An 18031-nucleotide genomic window follows, 5' to 3' on the forward strand; every position below is an offset into this window, starting at 1 on the left:
GTTATTTTCCAGCTCTAAATAAAAAGTCTTTTTCTTCTTTAGTTAAACTTTCATATCCTGACTTACTAATTTTATCTAATATCAAATCTATTTTCTCTTGTTTACTCCCCTTTTCAGGAAAAGAGTTCTTACTTTTCTTTTGTTCTTTATTGACATAAACTTTTCTAAAATTAGTGCCTTTTTTTTGTTTGAACAAATTAGCAATCCTATCAAATATAATACTTAAATCAAACCCTCTTTGCAATAACTTAATATACAACACTCCTAATACCGCCCCACCTAAGTGTGCTAAATGTCCACCTACATTTGAAGTAGACAACTGAATCACATCAAGTACAATGATAAACAAAGCTATATGCCACAATTGTACATTCCCAATCAGAGCCAATCTAACATTCATTCTTGGTGAAAATACAGCTAAACCAATTAATGGTGCCATTACAGCAGCAGAAGCTCCTACTAAAACACTACCAGTATTTAAAAACTGTGAACCAATTACAAAAAATAGTCCTCCAAAAACAGCTCCTAATAAATAAACAGTTAAAAACTGCTTACTTGTAAAATATGTATTAAATAATTGTCCTACGAAAAATAAAACAATCAGATTAAACAGCAAATGAATTACTCCTGCGTGTACAAAAGCATAAGTAAGCAATGTCCACGGTTTTAAAACAGAAAAGGACAAATTACCAGACAAAACAAGCCATGGAAACACTATATTATACAGTGATGAAAACAAAAATTCGAGTACAAACATAAACACAGAAATACCTATATTCCAGAATATAAGTTTCTGTACAACACCACCATTCTTATAATTACTGACTAAATCTTTAAATATTTTATTCATTATAAATCCCAACGATTTTGTCTAAATTGTCTTTTCTTCCAATAATACATTAAAATAAAGCCCATCAATGCTCCTCCAATATGAGCGAAATGCGCAATACCAGAACCTCCACCAAATAGACTAAATCCACCACTTACACCTCCATATAAGTCTAACAATAAAATACCAGGTACAAAATATTTTGCTTTTACAGGAACTGGTACAAACATCATCATTAACTCTGCATTTGGAAACATAAAGGCAAATGCTACAAGTAAACCATATATCGCTCCAGAAGCTCCCACTACAGGAGTATTAAATGCAGATAAAAAATTCATTAATTGTCCTTCTCCTAAAATTCCTCCCCATCTTAAATCGTACTTTCCTTCACTTAGTAAGCTTAATATATCACCTTTATTAAAACCACTATCAACCAAAGTTGACATAGCTGATTGTATTGTTATATAATTAACCCCATTATGCAATATTGCTGCTCCAAAACCACAAAGCAAGTAAAATATTAAAAACTTCTTTCCTCCCCACATTGCCTCCAACGTACTACCAAAAGAGAACAAAGCAAACATATTGAAAAAAATATGCATCATTCCCCCGTGCATAAACATATGCGTTAAAGGTTGCCAAAGATAAAAATTAGGGTTTTCTACGAAATACATAGCAAATAATCCTTGCATAGCAGGCACTAAAAAACTTGCTACAAAAAAGATTATATTAACTATAATTAAATGTTTTACTGTCTCTGTTATTCTCATCATAATGCGAATTTTTTTTCTATATCTTCTACCTTCATTGTAATAAAAGTAGGCTTCATAAAAGGTGAAATATTAGGTTCTTTACAAGCAAATAATGAATTTACAATTTCTTCTTGTTCTTCCTCATTTAACACTGTACCATTTTTAACTGCCAAACTATGTGCCAAAGATTTTGCAATACGATCACTTTGTCCTAAAGTTGTAGGAGGAACACCATCTTGAAAATCTGCAATTAAATCTTCTAATACAATTGATGCTTCACTTTCTGCAACATTGACTGGTAATCCAGATATAACCACAAACTCTTGGGCAATATTCTCAAAACCAAACCCCGTTTGTTTCAATAAAGGTTGTAACTCTCGTAACATCTCAATTTCAAAAGGTGCATAGTACAAAGTCAAAGGAAATAACAACTGTTGCGATGACGCTTGTTGCACTCTAATATTTTCCATAAACTTTTCATACAAAATACGCTGATGCGCCCTTCCTTGGTCTATTACAACCATACCTGACTTTATTGGACTTACAATATATTTTCTATTTATTTGAAAACGTTTAACACCACTGTTTTCGTCTTTACTATTTTCAAATAAATTTCCTGTAACAAAATCACTTTCTAATTTTATATTGGAAACATCTAAGTCGTTTGCAGAAGACTTTAAGCCCTCATACATACTTTCCCATCCAGCTATATTACTTTTAGACGACAGTGTATTATTGTCTCTCTTAGTAAAATTCGATGCTGATGATCCTTTACTAAACTTAGATTCATATTCAAAACTATCATTACCTTTTGATGCAATTACAAAACCATCATCAAAATTATCTTCCACATTACTTGAAAAAGCATCATCATTACCTTTACTTTCAATTACATCAATAAATCGTTCGTGCTCTACTATATTTTTAGATCCTTCAAGACTTTCTAAATAATTAGCTTCTGATAAATTTCCTTTGCTTTCAATCGAATCTATAAAAGGACTTGACTCTATATTACTGATATTTGACTTAATAAATCCTTCTGCACTATGCTCAAAAGGATTATATTCAAACCTATCTGTTTCATTAGCAATTTCTCTATGAAAAGGGTTGAAGTTTCTATCAACCTCTATTGTTGGAGTTGTTGCCTCTGTCCCTTCATAATCATACGGAGTATCCAACGTTGAATCTCTTTGAAAATCTAACAAAGGAGCGACATTAAACTGTCCCAAACTGTGTTTTATTATTGATCTTAATATACTATACAAAGCTTGTTCATCATCAAACTTAACTTCTGTTTTTGTAGGATGAATATTAATATCTATTGAATCAGGTGGAACATTAAAGTAAATAAAATAGCTTGGGTGTGTACCCTCTTTCAACAACCCTTCATAGGCTGCCAAAATAGCGTGGTGTAAATAACCACTTTTTACAAAACGATCATTTACAAAGAAAAACTGTTCGCCCCTACTCTTCTTTGCAAATTCAGGTTTTCCAACGAACCCAGTCACTTCAACGATCTCTGTGGTTTCGTTAATAGGAACTAACTTTTCATTAGTTCTTACTCCGAAAACACTTACAATTCGTTGTCTTAAATTTGTAGGAACTAAATTAAAGACCTCACTTCCGTTGTGAATCAACGAAAAATGAATGTTATTATGAACTAATACTATACGTTCAAACTCGTCTATAATATTTCTTAACTCTACATTATCTGATTTAAGAAAATTACGACGTGCTGGTATATTAAAAAATAAATTCTTTACTGAAAATGACGTACCACAAGGGACAACCGCTACCTCTTGACTGATAAGTTTAGTTCCTTCTATGACAAGATGTGTACCTAACTCAGCTGAATGTAAACGAGTTTTTAGTTCAACATGAGCAATAGCGGCAATTGAAGCCAATGCCTCCCCTCTAAATCCTTTAGTACTCAATGCAAACAAGTCCTCTGCTTTAGAAATCTTTGATGTAGCATGTCGTTCAAACGCCATTCTTGCATCTACATCACTCATTCCTTTTCCATTATCTATAACCTGTATTAAGGTTTTTCCTGCCTCCTTTAAAATTAATTTAATTTCTGTCGCACCAGCATCAACTGCATTCTCAATCAGTTCTTTCACAACAGAAGCTGGTCGTTGAACAACTTCTCCTGCGGCGATCTGATTCGCTACATGGTCCGGCAGTAAACGAATTATATCTGACATTTATTTGCTTAAGCTTTTTTAGTGTTTATTACGAAATATTTTATCCGAAAAACAAATTTAAAGAAATATAATCGCCTTTACTATTTCTCAATTGTAATTTATTCTAAAATAAAAAAACCTGTAAAATTTCTTTTACAGGTTTTTTTTTATTTTCAATAGATAGTACTTCTATTTATCTTCTATTCAATTCAATCATTTTCAATGCAGCAACGGCAGCTTCGGTACCTTTATTACCATGCTCACCACCGCTTCTTGCTAATGATTGTTCAATTTTATTATCTGTAAGAACACAGAAAATAACTGGAATTGCAGAAATCAAATTCAAATCTTTAATTCCTTGAGTAACTCCTTCACAAACAAATTCAAAGTGCATTGTTTCCCCTTTAATAACGCATCCCATTACGATAACTGCGTCAAGTTCGTCATCCACTTCAATCATTTTCTTTGCTCCGAAAATCAACTCAAAACTTCCTGGCACATTCCAACGAACTATACTTTCTTGAAGCATTCCGCAATCTAATAATGCCGCTTCTGCTCCTTTGTATAATCCGTTTGTAATTTCATCATTCCATTCTGATACAACGATACCTACTTTAAAATCCTTTGCATTTGGTAAAGTAGCTTTATTATACTCAGATAAGTTTTTATTTGCTGTTGCCATTTTATTGTGCTAATCCAATCAAAGCTTCAACTCCATTTGCTTCAGCTGAACCTTGATAGTTGTTTTTAATATCAGTGAAAATCTTTACTGCTTCTTCTTTTTTTCCTAATTCTAAAGCTACTAATCCAGCCTTATTTAAAAATCTTGGAACAGTAAAATCATTCTTTTGTGAAGCTGCTGCTTTTTTGTAATAATCAAAAGCATCTTCTTTTTGTCCTAATTCAGAAAAAGCATCACCAATAGCACCTAAAGCTAAAGCACCTAATAATTGGTCTTTACTTTTAAATTTCTCTAAATGCTCAATTGCTTTTTGATATTCTCCTTTGTTCAAATAAGAAGTACCAGCATAGTAATGTGCTAAATTTGCAGACTCAGTACCTTTATAGTTTTCAATAATACCTAAGAATCCTAATTTCCCTTCTCCACCTTCTAAGGCAAGATTAAACATAGACTCTCTCTCTTCCGTATTCATTAAAGCATTGTTGTAGTATGACTGAGCTTGGAACATTTCATTTGCAGCATCGTCATTTTTAGGCTCAACAACAAATTTATCATATCCAATATATCCCATAGTTGCTAATGCAATTGCACCAACAATACCAAAAATTGCTTTTTGATTACGTACTGCCCAATTTTCAACTTTATTAGCACGCTCGTCTAAAGTGTTAAATACTTCAGCCGTAGTACTATTTGCAGTATCTACATTGTTATATTGATCGAACTCATTAGCTTCTTGTTCTTGTTCTGGTTTAGGAGCTTTATAACCTCTTTTATTATAAGTTGCCATGTATACAAAGTTTAATGAGTCGCAAAAATAGGATTTTTATTGTAATATAAAAGTGCTTTCTATTTATATTTTTGATAATTTGCACCGAAATTTCATAAAGCACTCTTGAAAACGTTAAAAAACCTAATAACTACGTGTATTTAAAAAAATTAAACCTCTTAAATTTTAAAAATATTAGTGACAAAACCTTCACTTTTAATCAACGAATCAACTGTTTTGTTGGCTTAAATGGCGTGGGGAAAACTAATATATTGGACGCGATATATTATATGGCATACGGGAAGAGTTATTTCAACCCAATTGCCTTACAAAATATCAGACACAATGAAGACTTTTTTGTTATTGATGGAACTTTTGTCAAAGACGATAAAGACGAACATATTGTTTGTAGTTTAAAAAAAGGGCAAAAGAAAATTCTTAAAAGAAACAGTAAAAACTACGAACGCTTTTCTGACCATTTTGGCTTTATTCCATTGGTTATTATTTCTCCTTCTGATAGTGATTTAATTACGGAAGGAAGTGAAACACGCCGAAAGTTTATCGATAGTGTTATCTCACAAATGGATAATACCTATTTGCAATACTTGATACAATATCAAAAACTCATTACTCAGCGAAATGCACTGTTAAAAAGCTTTGCTCAGAATCAATATTTTGACAGAGAAACGCTTGAAGTTTACAACGAACAAATAGCTGAATTAGCTCATCCTATTCACATTAAAAGAAAAGAGTTTATTACTCAATTTACTCCTATTTTTAACCGTTATCACAAGTTAATTACTGAGGATAAAGATGAAGTTACTCTTTCTTACGAAACACAATTAGACAATATGTCTATGATGGAGCTATTCAACGAGTTTTTAGCTAAAGATAGAATTTTACAATACACATCAGTTGGAATACATAAAGACGACTTGTCATTTGAACTAAAAGGTCATCCTATAAAGAAATTTGGTTCTCAAGGACAACAGAAATCATTCTTGATTGCTTTAAAATTAGCACAATTTGACTTTTTAAAAGAATACAGGGGAGTTGCTCCTATTCTTCTTTTTGATGATATTTTCGATAAATTAGACGAAAATAGAGTGCGAAAGATATTAGAATTAGTAAATTTAGACACTTTTGGACAACTGTTCATTTCAGATACTCACGTAGAAAGAACTGAAAGCTTACTGAACAGTATACATCAAGATTTTGAAATTTTCAAAATACAACAAAACGAAGAATAAATTAAACCAATTACCTCATGAAAATCCTTGAAAACATATCATTAAAACCCTATAACACTTTTGGTTTAGACGTAAAAGCAAAATACTTCGTTGAAGTTAATAACCTAACCGACTTGAAAGAAATAGTGAAGGCTAATGATAGTCAAAAGCTATTTATTTTAGGCGGAGGTAGTAATATGTTACTGACTACTGATGTAAACAAAATAGTTGTTAAGTTGAACTTAAAAGGGATTGAGGTAGTTGAAAACAACGAAGATTATGTACTTGTAGAGGCTCAAGCTGGTGAAAACTGGCACGAATTTGTCTTATGGACTTTAGCACACGACTTTGGAGGAATTGAAAATCTTTCCTTAATTCCTGGTAATGTTGGTACTACTCCTATTCAAAACATTGGTGCTTATGGAGTTGAAGTTAAGGACACCCTACATAGTTGTAAAGCTTTAAACGTAAAAACGTTAGCTATAGAAGAGTTTTCCAATAAAGATTGTGAATTCGCTTATAGAGAAAGTATTTTTAAAAATAATCTAAAAGACCAATATATTATCACGTCTGTAACATTCAAATTGACGAAAAACAACCACAATTTAAAAGTGGAATACGGCGCTATTCAAAAAGAGTTAGATTTAGAAAGTATTACAGTACCAACTATCCAAGACATAAGCAAAGCTGTCATTCGCATTAGACAAAGTAAATTACCTGACCCTAAAGAAATAGGAAATAGCGGAAGCTTTTTTAAAAACCCAATAGTATCAACTGAAACATTTAATCACCTTCACAGTATTTACCCTACAATGCCTCATTATATTTTGAATGATGCTGAAGTTAAAATACCTGCTGGATGGTTAATTGAAAAAGTGGGGTTCAAAGGTTATCGCATTGGTGATGCTGGTGTACATAACCTACAAGCTCTGGTTTTGGTTAATTACGGAAAAGCGACTGGTGAACAAATAAAAAAGCTTTCACAAACCGTTCAAAATGAAGTAAAAAAAGTATTCAACATCAGCATATCAGCAGAGGTTAACATCTTTTAAAAAACTTATTTAATTCTTATAGAAAATTGTACATTTGCATACCTCTATTTTGAAGGGATTTTACTATGCTAACAATATTATTTTACCTATTTATTGCAGTCTTAATAATTGAATTTTTACAATATGTTATTGTTTATAGTCGTTTGGCATTTACGTCTCAAACTTCTAACAAAAAATCAATTGATTACGAACCTGTATCTGTTATTGTTTACATTAAAGATCAAGAAGAAAAACTTACAACTTTCTTAACTTCTTTAATCAATCAAAATTACCCACAATTTGAAATTATCTTAGTAAATAATGCTTCAGAAGATAACAGCTTAGATATACTTGAATCGTTTGAAAGACAATTTCCTAATGCCAAATTAGTTAATGTAGCTAATAATGAGGCTTTCTGGGGCAACAAAAAATACGCATTAACTTTAGGAATAAAAGTAACATCTTATGATCGTTATGTTTTTGTCGATCCTACTGTAATGCCAGCAAACCTAAATTGGTTGGCAAGCTTAACAAGTAACTTCTCTACCAAAAAGAAAGTTGTAATTGGACATACAAGCATATTAAAAAAGAAAAAGTCTTTTCTGAACAAACTAATGCGCTATCAAAATATGTTTAAATCTATAAACTTATTTTCTTGGGCCGCTTTGGGTAAACCTTTTCACGGTAACGCACAAAATCAAGCTTATAACAAAGAGTTATTCTTTAAAGTAAATGGTTTTATTGAGCATATGAAAACACCTTTTGGAGACGAATATGCTTTTATAAATCAAATCGGTACAAGTAGAAATACAGCTGCTGCAATACATCCCGATAGTTTTGTAATCACTGAAAGTGACAATAAATTCTCAACTTGGAAAAAACAGCTTAAAAACAACGATTTACTACTTAAAAATTCGAAAACGATAAATAATATAAAAGTTAGATTCTTCAACTTTTGTCGTGTATTATTCTTTATATCGTTTGCTGTATTAGTTTCTTTTTTACATCAAATAGAAATAGTAGTAGGACTTTTTATTTTTAGATATATCCTAATATATATATACAATGCAAAGCTTTTTAAACTTTTTGCAAACAAAGATCTACTGTGGACACTTCCAATATTAGAAATAATTCATATTTTTATGTCTACTTACTATAGTGTTACACACTTTATATCAAGAAAAAAGATTTGAAAGACTTAGTACCACAAAATATCGAAGCAGCACAAAAAGGTGATCAAACAGCCTTCACTTTCTTACTAAATTTCTATTGGTCTGAAGTCTATAATTATATCCTTAAAAGATCCGCTAATGAAGCAGACAGTGAAGATATTACAATTGAGACTTTCTCTAAAGCATTTTCAAGTATAAATAGTTATAAACCTGAATTTGCATTTAACACTTGGCTTATTTCAATCGCGAAAAATGTTCATATCGATATGATACGAAAACGAAAAAATATGTCATTTGTTGATCTTAATGACGAATACAATTCTGAATTCAGCAACATTGTTGACGACACTTCAAATATAGAAGACAAATTAATAAAGGAACAGAACTTAGCTATTTTTAAGAACTACATTAAGCTTTTAAAACCACACTATCAAGAAGTAATTGAACTGCGCTTCTTTCAAGAGCTTTCTTACAACGAAATCTCTGAAGTCCTAAACGAACCACTTAACAATGTTAAAGTCAAAATAATGCGTGCTAAAAAGCTTTTAGCGGAGATTATCTTAAAACAGATTGACCATAATTTTAATTTGTAAATATTCTTCTATTTTTTCTATTCGCTACTATCTACTTGTCTGTAAAACATATGAGCTAAATCCTTATATACTTTCTCTTTTTTACAACATAAAAAAAACCTCTTTATAATCTCTTTTTCACGAGGTACTTTATTTATAATTATTATTAGGCCTTACCTACCATTATTTTAAATAAAGCTACTATCGTCTCTGGCACTTTCTTGCAGAATACTGGCACTTTTCCGGCACTTTACCCCGAAAAACAGCCTATTTCTCGAACAATAGTGCCAGGATACTGCCAGCATTCTGCCACTAGACTAATCAACTTCCCTTCATTATTTACACAAGTAAATACCTTATACAGCACAAATACCCAGCTACTCCACAGATCTCCAAACAAACAACAAAAACAATACATCTATCAAAATAACAAATACTTACATTTTTAAAAGAACTTTTATTTTAAGTAAAATAAAACTCAAAACTGACTTTTATCATAATAAAAGACAAAGTTGTCTTCTATATTTGATATATCAAAAAATAAAAATAATCTAACTATGAATACAAGAGTACAATCAATGAAGAACAAACTTGGGGTATTACTATTAGCTCTAGGTTTATTAGCAATGAATAGCTGTCAAAATAAAGAAGCTAAAGCCACAAAAATGACTCCTGATATTGCTGAAAAAATTGTTGTAAAAGGAGAAATGGAAGCAGAATTAACTGCTCCCCCTATGGTTCCAAAACCAGTAGGAAACAGAGAGGCAACTAAGTTAAAAGTAAACTTAGAAATTTTAGAAGAAGAAGGTGAAATGGTAGATGGTGTTAAATATGTTTACTGGACTTTTGGTGGTACAGTACCTGGAAGCTTCATTAGAACTCGCGTTGGTGATGAAGTAGAATTTACTTTAAAAAATCACCCAGACAACAAATTGCCTCACAACATTGACTTACATGCTGTAACAGGTCCAGGTGGTGGAGCCGCTTCGTCTTTAGTTGCTCCTGGACATGAAGTAACTTTCTCTTTCAAAACGCTACACCCTGGCTTATATGTCTACCACTGTGCTACTGCGCCTGTAGGAATGCATATTGCAAATGGTATGTACGGTTTGATTTTAGTTGAACCAGAAGGAGGCTTAGCTCCTGTAGACAAGGAATACTATGTGATGCAAGGGGATTTCTATACAAAAGGAAATTATGGAGAAAAAGGTGTACAACCTTTTGACATGAATAAAGCGCTAAAAGAGCAACCTGACTATGTCGTGTTTAATGGTAGCGTAAATGCCTTAGTAAATGATAATGCAATTACTGCAAAAGTAGGAGAAACTGTACGTCTTTTCGTAGGAAATGGTGGGCCTAACTTAGTAAGTTCGTTTCACGTAATTGGAGAAATATTTGATAAAGTTCATGTAGAAGGTGGTGATTTAATCAACGAAAATGTACAAACCACACTAATTCCTGCAGGTGGTGCGGCGATTGTAGAAATGAAAGTGAACGTACCTGGTACGTTAGTTTTAGTGGATCACTCAATCTTCAGAGCATTCAACAAAGGGGCTTTAGGTATGCTTAAAGTAGAAGGAAATGAAAATGAAAAAGTATTCGCTGGAAAAATTAGAGAGGGAATTTACTTGCCTGAAGGTGGTACTATCCAAACAATGCCTAAAAATGAAGCTAAAAAAGAGGTAATCGTTGACAAAACTTTAGCGCAACAAATGACTGATGGTAAAAATATATTTACAAGAACTTGCTTCGCATGTCACCAGTCTGAAGGACAAGGAATCGAAGGAATCTTCCCTCCTCTTGCTAAATCTGATTACCTAAATGCGGATGTTAATAGAGCTATTAAAACCGTTATTAATGGTCAACAAGGCGAAATTACAGTAAACAACGTTAAGTACAACTCTATCATGACGAGCCAACACTTATCTGACCAAGAGATTTCTGATGTACTTACGTATGTATATAATAGTTGGGGAAACAACAAAAAAGTGGTAACTCCTCAAATGGTAAAACAAAATAGATAAAATGTTTTTTCTTGATAAATCAAAATGCATCGCTGTTGTTTTAGCTTTACTTTCAATGATAACAACGTTTGCTCAAAAACAGACGCAGATGCTTACTATCAAAAGTGGAACCTACGTTCCACTTTATGGTAGTATAGAAGAAGGCTTCGTGAAAGTAGAAACTTTTCTTATTGACCAATATCCAGTGACAAATGAACAGTTTTTAATATTCTTAAAAGAAAACCCAGACTATCAAAGGTCTGCTATCAAAGGAATATTTGCTAACAAAAGTTACCTATCTCATTGGAACGGTGATTTAGATTACGGTGACCTCAAGCCAAATGCTCCTGTCACAAACATATCGTGGTTTGCTGCCAAAAAATACTGTGAGCTACAAACTAAAAGATTACCTACTATGGATGAGTGGGAATATGTAGCAATGGCTGATGCAAAAAATATGGATGCCAGGGAAAAAGAAGATTATAATAAATACATTCTCTCTTGGTACGAAACACCCAAAACATATAATAATCCGGTCGGTAGCACATTCAAAAATTATTGGGGCGTTTACGATATGCATGGCCTTGTTTGGGAATGGGTAAGTGATTTCAATTCTATTTTCTTATCAGGAGAAAGTCGAAAAGATAAAGGAAATGACGAGAACCTATTTTGCGGAAGTGCTTCAATTAATGCCTCCGATTTAATGGATTATGCCGCTTTTATGCGATATGGTTTTAGGGGTAGCTTAAAAGCAAACTTCACTACAAAAAACTTAGGCTTTAGATGTGCTAAAGATCTATAAAAAAGAAATTATGAAAACAATTTTAACTACCACAATACTCTGTTTTACATTGCTTCTTACGAGTTGCAATGACAAAAAACAGACAGAAGCTCAAGCTAATTCAGAAACGCTTTCCGCGGATGCTCAGGCTCCCAGCAAAATCTCTGATATGTCTATCTATAACTTGCCCTCTACGTGGACTACACAAGATGGTAACGACATTGAATTAAAAGATTTAAATGGAAATGTATTAGTTATGGTCATGATCTATACTTCTTGTAAAGCTGCTTGCCCTCGCCTTGTAGCCGATATGAGAAATATTGAACAAAGAGTAAAATCTAAAAACACTGATAAAGTAAAATATGTCTTAGTAAGTATTGACCCTACTGTTGATACACCCGAACGATTGAAAGATTTTGCTAAAGAAAATCAAATGGATGGTTCTCAATGGTTATTCTTGCGTTCTTCTGAAGAAAACACAAGAGAATTTGCGGCTACTTTAGCTGTTAATTATAAAAAGATATCTCCTATTGATTTTTCTCACTCAAACATTATCAGTGTGTTTAATACCAAAGGTGAATTAACATACCAACAAGAGGGCTTGGGCATTGATTACGCACCTACAGTGAATGAAATAGAAAAAGAACTAAACAACATCAAATAAATAATCTATTACAAACTAAAAAAGGACAGTTGAATTTTATCTCAGCTGTCCTTTTCTATTTATTATTGTATACCACCAAATCTCACAAAACTTCCCAATACTAACATTGCAATACTTATCACTGTTACAGCTAAAATATGAAAGCTCATCAAGGGCAATACTTTTATGCTCTTTTTCAACTTAGGTAACACCTTAAATTGTGCACTCAAGGCTAATACAAGAATTGCTAATAGACAACTCAGTTTAAATGAAATTACCGTCTCAATCGGCGTTTCAAATGCAAACCAACTTCCTATTTTCACATCGTATAAGTAAGCCATTCGTATCCCTGTAACGATCATAACAAATAGAGCTGGCATCCCTATCCATTCATACTTCGTTTCAAAGTCGAATAGGATATCCACAACTCGTTGCTTCCATACTTGAGGCAAGATAATTACGCTTAATATTATATGACCCCCTACCCATACTGCAGCTCCTAAGAGATGTAATATTAATAATATATGTAACTCATTCATAGTTCTTATTTTTTAAAATAAATGATAATAATAAACACCCTATACTAATCGGAAATAACACAGATATCCAAAACATTAAAGACATCGTATTGTCTATAAAAACAGTTGCCACCAACCCCTGATAGCCTTGTAAAAACAAAATGCTTTCTGTTCCCAAAAAAGCAATCACCAGTAGATAACTTCCTACTTTCGAAAGTATATTCACCTTCAACCTCTTACTTTGAACTAATAACCACAATCCAAATCCTGTCAATATCCCTAACATATTCAAATGAATAAAGGCGACTATCCAACTTCTCAATCCTTTTAGACTTTCTGCTAATCCTTCATAAACTGCACTAAACTGTACGACTATTCTAAGCAAAAAACAGACACCTGCTAATAATAACAAAAACTGTAGAGGTCGTTTTTTTTGTTTATTTGAATCCTTCCAATAATCAAGACAAGGCTTTACTAATAATCCGAAGGCTACCAATTGGATAATTACTCCTATCGTATTGATAATATGCAAAAACGAATATTCTACATACCAACTTAATGGTAACGAATAGGTAAGTACTACAGATGTACACCAAGTCCAATAAAACATCTTGAACAACTTTATTTCTCTTTCTTTAAACAAAAAAGAGAAGAGCAAAGCTAAAAACGCAGTCATAAACCATCCGTCAAACTGAAAGTGCAAAAAGAATTGAATACATATTTGATAAAATGCACTCGCCTTGCCCATCATTCCGACAGCAGGCCCTAAACACCAAACGCCAATCGTTGAAAATAGCATGAAAAAAAGCGACGTTTTCAACAATATCTTTTCTTGATTAGTCTTTGTGGTATTGTTTTTCCATAATCGATATACAAACGCATAAGAGCATAAGATATGCAATGTCGAAAATGCAATTGAGGGAGCAGCATATCCTTGAAAAGGGAATGTTACCATCATTCCAACGACTGCTAACTGTGTTGTCCAAAATAAACGAGTATAAAATTTTTCCTCTTTTTCATTCTTTATACTAAACACTTGAACAAACAAAACATATACCAATAGGTATAACCACCCCAATAAGGCTATATGAGAATGCGTGTGCAATAAATAAAGATATGTAACACCATTTATCGGAAAAACAAATAAAGCCCTTAAAAGCAACCCAAATAGAGCAGCAATAAAAAAGTTTAATATTGGAGTGAAGTAGTAGATTGTTTTCATGTTGTTATAAACAAAAAGTGCTTTATACTAAGATAAAGCACTTTTGATAATAAATTAAAGCATTATTCGAATTTTTGCTCTAACGCTACGGCACTTGGAAAAAGAATATTGTTTTCTAAGTGAATATGTTTGTGCAAATCTTCTTCGAATTCTTTAAGCATTGCATAAGTTACTTTATACGTATTACACGCATCTGCTGGCGGTGTATAGTTATTTGTTAATGCTGCTATTTTTCTAAAACGCTCTCCCTCTCCATCGTGTTCATGCATCATCATTGACACAGGGTTTTGTACTGTTCCAAAATGAGGCGCTTGAACTGATTGTCCGCTGATTGTAGCGTTCACCATTTGCTTCACAAAAGGGAATAAAACTAACTCCTCTTTTTTCAAATGTTGAGATAATTCTTCTGCACAACCAATAAACAAGTTATTTACTTCAAACAACTCCGGATGTCTCTCCCCATGTACTTTACATAGTTTATTTAAAAACTGTAACAATACAGGAATCTTTTCTTCTACATAACGGTGATGCGTTTTCTCTATGTAATCAACGAGTAAATCTAATGGCCAAGCGCGGAAATCTATATTATTACCAGCTTTTTGATTTAATAATTTGTCTAATTCTTCTTCTAAATCTGTCTGGCTAATTTTTTTCTTTTCACACACTTCTTCTAAAGTACGTCCACCTTTACAACAAAAGTCGATTCCATATTTATTAAATACTGCCGCTGTTCTAAAATCCTCTGCTACGAATGAGCCAATTGTTCTATTTTCCATAATCAATTCTTTTTTAAAGTTAACTTAAATACAAATATTGCGATGGCTACAATTCCTACAGTGAAAATTATATCACCTATTGAACGCATCCATTTTAAAACAATCATCCAAGGATGTTGCATCAATTCACTTGACCTTGCATACCACATACCGTGTTGAATACTTTCTATCGCTTGCCAAATACCTATCGGCAACAAACTCAATAAAGCCATTAACAGCAATCCTATGTTTAATCCCCAAAATCCTATTTTTAATAATCCTTCATTCCATTTCACATCCCGATAAATACTTCTTAAAACGAATAGCATTAAACCAATCCCTAACATTCCATAAACTCCAAACATTGCTGTATGTCCATGTAATGGTGTTGTATTTAATCCTTGTACGTAATACAAGGCAATCGGTGGATTGATTATAAAGCCAAATACTCCCGCTCCTAAGAAGTTCCAAAAAGCAACTGCTATTGTGAAATATAAAGGCCATTTATAATCTTGTAACCAACTGTTGTGTTTTGAAATTTTATAATTCTCATATGCCTCATATCCAATCAACGTTAATGGCACCACTTCTAATGCACTAAACGTTGCTCCTAAGGCCATAATAGCTGTAGGTGTTCCTGTGAAATATAAATGGTGGAATGTTCCAATTATCCCTCCAGACATAAATATGATCGTAGAGAATAATGCTCCATGAGTAGCTGTTTTCGTTTTGATTAGTCCCATTCTTACAAATAAGAAGGCTAATACTACTGTAGCAAATACTTCAAAGAATCCTTCTACCCATAAATGCACTACCCACCATCTCCAATACTCAGCGATAGCTAAATTTGTTTGTCTTCCCCACATTAATCCTGCTCCATAAAACAAGGCTATTGCACCACAAGAAATAAGGAATAATACAATTAGATTTCTCTGACTCCCTTTTTCTCGTAATACAGGAATCAAAGGACGTATCATTAATGCTAACCATATAAACAATCCCGCAAATAAGAATATCTGCCAAAAACGTCCCAAATCAACGTATTCATATCCTTGATGTCCAAACCAGAAGTTCTGTACTAAATTTAACTTCTGCATTACACCAAGCCATTGTCCGAACATTGATCCAAGAACAATTATCAGTAAAGCAACAAATAAGAAATTAACTCCCAATACTTGGAATTTAGGATCTTTTCCTCCAACTGCTGGAGCGATATATAATCCTGTTCCTAACCAAGCTGTTGCAATCCAAAAGATAGCTAATTGTGTATGCCACGTTCTTGTTACAGAGTAAGGTAATATTTGATCTAATGGAATACCATAAAAACCTTGTCCTTCTACTCCATAATGAGCCGTTACAATACCAAGTATTACTTGTAAAATCATTAAAAGGCAAACTACCCAGAAATATTTTTTAAGCATAGTCATACTTCTTGTTGTAGTACCATTAGACATTGGATCTTTCTCTGGACGCAATTCTTCATCTTCTTTTTTAGAAGCTACATGATAATAAATCAATACACCCACAAAGAAGATTAATAGAATTATACTTACTCCTGACCATGCTAATAAAGGTGTGGTCGCTTTATTCCCCACTAACTCTTCTGCTGGCCAATTATGCGTATAACTAACATCACTACCTGGTCTATTCGTTACTGTAGCCCAAGTAGCCCAGAAAAAGAACGCACTCATCTTTTTCAATCGCACTTCGTCAGTTAACGTATTGTTTGGTATAGCATAATTTTTACGTAATTGTGCAAACTCAGGATCATCAGTAAATAACTTCTTGTAGTATTCAGCCAAATATATACGAGCTAAATCACGCTCTGTTGATATAGTAAGCTTAGCAGTATTTTTATCGAACGTATTAACGCGAATCGTACTTTGTAATTTTGCCTTTACACCAGCTTGTTCCTCAATACCAAGTTTATCAAAAGCAACTTGATATTTTTGATTAGCATAGTAATCTAAAAGAAATACCGCTTCTCTGTGTAAATAATCAGCTGTCCAATCTGGAGCAACGTAGGCACCGTGCCCCCAAACTGATCCAAGCTCTTGCCCTCCTATACTCTGCCAAACATTCTGCCCGTCTTTTATATCACTCTCAGACAAAACAACCTTACCTTCTGTGGTAACAACTTCTTTTGGAACAGGTGGTGCTTCTTGATAAATTTCAATACCAAAATACCCCAATACTCCAAATGAGAATAACATAACTATCGCAAATGCTATCCATAATTTTTTTTGACCTTTTTCCATAATAAATAATAGAAGACTATTTTATCCTTTATTGTTTTTAAAAGAAAGGGAACTAATTCCCTTTCACTTACCTATACTTTCAAAAAAGTGTCGCCTGACTTGGTACCTTTAGCTAACTCTTTCAATGTTGTTGTTTCGAGCATTTTTCGTAACCCTTCACGAATTAATTTAAATTTCTCATGAACAGGACAAGGGTGAACTTCAGAACACTCTGCCAAACCTAAACCACAGCCTTTATAAATAGCATCCCCATCAATTACGTTAACGACTTCACATAATTTAATTTGATCTAAACGATAAACGGGGATTTCAAATCCTCCACCAACTCCTTTGACTGAATCTATGATTCCGCTCTTTGATAACTTCTGCAAGATCTTTGCCGTAAATGCTTCAGGAGCATCAATTTCCTTTGCTATCTCTTTAAAGCCGACGCGTTCAGCTTTCATAGATGAAACTGTGATAAATATCACAGATCGTATAGCATACTCACAAGCTTTTGAAAACATCTAAATTACTTTTACAATACAAATATATGAAAATCTAAACATAAAAGACAAAAAAGTCTTCTTTGTTTTTCAAAAAAAATCTGTAACCATTAATATAATGATTACAGATTTTCTATTTATGACTACATA

The 18031-nt window shown here is 32.9% G+C and carries 17 protein-coding genes; 7 read left to right on the forward strand and 10 right to left on the reverse strand.

From position 1 onward, the window contains the following. Window position 1: 1 nt before the first annotated feature. From GQS07_RS01395 to GQS07_RS01415, 5 genes are all read right to left on the reverse strand, one after another. Entirely contained in the window at window positions 2-850 is an 849-nt protein-coding gene (locus tag GQS07_RS01395) for a rhomboid family protein (RefSeq protein WP_158209317.1), read from the reverse strand. Further along, the gene (locus GQS07_RS01400; protein WP_158211307.1) at window positions 850-1599 is read right to left on the reverse strand and encodes a rhomboid family intramembrane serine protease; all 750 of its coding nucleotides are present in this window, start codon (window positions 1597-1599) and stop codon (window positions 850-852) included. Before GQS07_RS01400 ends, GQS07_RS01395 begins: the two co-directional genes overlap by 1 nt. Next, a complete protein-coding gene (gene mutL / locus GQS07_RS01405; protein ID WP_158209318.1) occupies window positions 1599-3785 on the reverse strand; it encodes a DNA mismatch repair endonuclease MutL in 2187 nt (728 codons plus the stop codon). The genes GQS07_RS01400 and mutL overlap by 1 nt, the downstream gene beginning before the upstream one ends. Before the next feature lie 172 nt (window positions 3786-3957). After that, entirely contained in the window at window positions 3958-4446 is a 489-nt protein-coding gene (ribH, locus tag GQS07_RS01410) for a 6,7-dimethyl-8-ribityllumazine synthase (protein WP_158209319.1), read from the reverse strand. 1 nt (window position 4447) lies between these two features. After that, window positions 4448-5233 (reverse strand): tetratricopeptide repeat protein, encoded by a 786-nt coding sequence (locus GQS07_RS01415; RefSeq protein ID WP_158209320.1) that lies wholly within the window; start codon window positions 5231-5233, stop codon window positions 4448-4450. 134 nt (window positions 5234-5367) lie between these two features. Here GQS07_RS01415 and recF point away from each other — a divergent pair, with 134 nt between their 5' ends. The 7 genes from recF (at window position 5368) to GQS07_RS01450 (ending at window position 12664) form a co-directional block, all read left to right on the forward strand. Beyond that, window positions 5368-6462 carry a DNA replication/repair protein RecF gene (gene recF, locus GQS07_RS01420; RefSeq protein ID WP_158209321.1) on the forward strand — a complete coding sequence of 365 codons (1095 nt, stop codon included), beginning with the start codon at window positions 5368-5370 and terminating at the stop codon, window positions 6460-6462. Between the two features lie 17 nt (window positions 6463-6479). Further along, complete coding sequence (gene murB, locus GQS07_RS01425; RefSeq protein WP_158209322.1) at window positions 6480-7493, forward strand: UDP-N-acetylmuramate dehydrogenase; 1014 nt, start codon at window positions 6480-6482, stop codon at window positions 7491-7493. A 65-nt stretch (window positions 7494-7558) separates the two neighbouring features. After that, window positions 7559-8665 (forward strand): glycosyltransferase, encoded by a 1107-nt coding sequence (locus tag GQS07_RS01430; protein WP_158209323.1) that lies wholly within the window; start codon window positions 7559-7561, stop codon window positions 8663-8665. Further along, complete coding sequence (locus GQS07_RS01435) at window positions 8662-9237, forward strand: RNA polymerase sigma factor (protein WP_158209324.1); 576 nt, start codon at window positions 8662-8664, stop codon at window positions 9235-9237. The genes GQS07_RS01430 and GQS07_RS01435 overlap by 4 nt, the downstream gene beginning before the upstream one ends. 536 nt (window positions 9238-9773) lie before the next feature. Continuing rightward, complete coding sequence (gene nirK, locus GQS07_RS01440) at window positions 9774-11240, forward strand: copper-containing nitrite reductase (protein ID WP_158209325.1); 1467 nt, start codon at window positions 9774-9776, stop codon at window positions 11238-11240. Window position 11241: 1 nt separating this feature from the next. Then, on the forward strand, window positions 11242-12021 hold the full coding sequence (locus tag GQS07_RS01445; protein WP_158209326.1) for a formylglycine-generating enzyme family protein: 780 nt from the start codon (window positions 11242-11244) through the stop codon (window positions 12019-12021). 10 nt (window positions 12022-12031) lie between these two features. Beyond that, window positions 12032-12664, forward strand: a complete 633-nt coding sequence (locus tag GQS07_RS01450; RefSeq protein ID WP_158209327.1) for an SCO family protein — start codon at window positions 12032-12034, stop codon at window positions 12662-12664. Window positions 12665-12726: 62 nt separating this feature from the next. Here the strand turns inward: GQS07_RS01450 and GQS07_RS01455 are convergent, their stop codons facing one another. The 5 genes from GQS07_RS01455 to GQS07_RS01475 form a co-directional block, all read right to left on the reverse strand. Continuing rightward, complete coding sequence (locus GQS07_RS01455; protein ID WP_158209328.1) at window positions 12727-13182, reverse strand: CopD family protein; 456 nt, start codon at window positions 13180-13182, stop codon at window positions 12727-12729. After that, window positions 13175-14383 (reverse strand): hypothetical protein, encoded by a 1209-nt coding sequence (locus GQS07_RS01460; RefSeq protein WP_158209329.1) that lies wholly within the window; start codon window positions 14381-14383, stop codon window positions 13175-13177. The genes GQS07_RS01455 and GQS07_RS01460 overlap by 8 nt, the downstream gene beginning before the upstream one ends. A gap of 62 nt (window positions 14384-14445) precedes the next feature. Further along, complete coding sequence (gene ric / locus GQS07_RS01465) at window positions 14446-15159, reverse strand: iron-sulfur cluster repair di-iron protein (protein ID WP_158209330.1); 714 nt, start codon at window positions 15157-15159, stop codon at window positions 14446-14448. A gap of 2 nt (window positions 15160-15161) precedes the next feature. Further along, window positions 15162-17396, reverse strand: a complete 2235-nt coding sequence (locus GQS07_RS01470) for a nitric-oxide reductase large subunit (RefSeq protein WP_158209331.1) — start codon at window positions 17394-17396, stop codon at window positions 15162-15164. 71 nt (window positions 17397-17467) lie between these two features. Then, window positions 17468-17902, reverse strand: coding sequence for an RrF2 family transcriptional regulator (locus tag GQS07_RS01475; RefSeq protein ID WP_158209332.1), 435 nt, complete (start codon window positions 17900-17902; stop codon window positions 17468-17470). Between the last annotated feature and the right edge of the window lie 129 nt (window positions 17903-18031).

Origin of the sequence: Myroides phaeus (genome assembly GCF_009799805.1) — a bacterium.
Taxonomy (GTDB): Bacteria; Bacteroidota; Bacteroidia; order Flavobacteriales; family Flavobacteriaceae; genus Flavobacterium; species Flavobacterium phaeum_A.